Origin of the sequence: Cohnella soli (assembly GCF_042655525.1) — a bacterium.
GTDB lineage: Bacteria > Bacillota > Bacilli > Paenibacillales > Paenibacillaceae > Cohnella > Cohnella soli.
On sequence record NZ_JBHSMI010000031.1, the window covers coordinates 1 to 1480 of the forward strand.

The 1480-nt window shown below is 53.3% G+C and carries 1 protein-coding gene; it reads right to left on the reverse strand.

Features of this window, described 5'->3' with window-relative positions; translation table 11 throughout:
• Positions 1 to 74 precede the first annotated feature (74 nt).
• Positions 75 to 1406 carry an ISNCY family transposase gene (locus ACFPOF_RS23615; RefSeq protein WP_378137304.1) on the reverse strand — a complete coding sequence of 444 codons (1332 nt, stop codon included), beginning with the start codon at positions 1404 to 1406 and terminating at the stop codon, positions 75 to 77.
• Between the last annotated feature and the right edge of the window lie 74 nt (positions 1407 to 1480).

The following is a 1480-nucleotide window of genomic DNA, read 5'->3' on the forward strand; positions in this document are numbered from 1 at the left end:
TGTCAAACTTCTGAGAAAATGTCACCCTAACTCGTCCGAGAAAATGTCACTTTTTTAAGTGGTGCCGAAGCCTCTCACCAGAGCGCTTCGGCATAGCTGTTATGCTGAGAATACAAGGCGTCTTGGAAATCGTTTTTCTTTGTGGTACGCTTGATTTGGGTTTGTGACATCGTGGTTTTCCACGGATGCACGGAGGCGGGTTTGCGTGGCGACGCAGAACTCGCCTTTTTTATTTGCTCTTTGGGCTTACGGACGAGCTTTTCGATTTCCACGAGATGGATTGCTGTATCGTCGTACCATACGATGACTTCTCCCGAAAACGTCTCACGTACCTCGACGACCATCCTGGGATCTAGTCGATAGGGAGAAGGCTTAGCGAATGTATAGGTCTTGTTCGCGTAAGACAGCGTGTTGCCTTGCCCGAGTGTTCGCAGCTCTCGCTTCGCAAATACATAATCCAGGCGAATGGAAGAATCGAGCTTGATGTAGACACGCTCATCGCTTTTGGGCTTCACGGCGAACTTGCGGTTATGCTTGCGCAAGAGCGCCGGTAGCGCCGCATTTGCCTCTTCCATCGTGTTCACACCCAGCAGGCGCAACTCGATGACCAAGCGATCCTGGAGTGTGCCCCATAGCCGCTCAATGCGCCCTTTGGCTTGTGGTGTGAGTGCCTTGAGGTGCGTGATACAGAGTTCCTTCATAGCTTCACCGAAATCGGACAGCGGCTTCGTTTCTCCGGCCAGCTCCTGCTCGACGGTGAGCGGCTCGTTCGGTGATCTGAAGATGGTATGGCGGTCGCTGTAGAGGCCGAGCGGAATGCCGTACTTCTGAATGCCTTGCATCATCACGAGCGAATAGCCTTCACGGCACTCGGTCGGTCTGAAGACGGCGCCGACAACGAGGCCTGTCGCATCGTCAATGGCGGCGTGAAGAGCGAAGGCGGGGGCACGATCTTCGAGCCACGCAAAAGGTGTGGCGTCGATCTGCCAGAGCGCACCGGCTTGGGAACGACGTTCACGCGGCTGATGTGCCTTTTTGCGACGACGCTGCTTGGTTTGCTTCAATCCCTTGGCAAGTAAGATCCGGCGTACGCTGGAAGGGCTTAGCTCTAGCCCGTCACGCTCGGTGAGCAGTTCCGCACAGTGGCAGTTGTTGCTGCCGACATACTGTTGACTGTAAAGTACGGCTACACGTTCTTTGGTCTCATCTGAGAGTGCATGAACAGGCTTCTTACCACGATTGCGATGAACAAGCGCTGCTGCACCCCCCTCCGTCAAATATCGCTTCTTCAAACGAATCACCTGTCTGCTGGTCAATCCGAGTACTGCTGCTCCTTCCGCATTCGTCATATGTCCGCTAATGATTTTCTCCACCACGACAACCTTCTTCAATTCGGCTCTGCTCAATGTCACTGTCTCCTGTCTCATAGTGACATTATCTCAGAACAGTTATAGGGTGACATTATCACAGCACAACGACA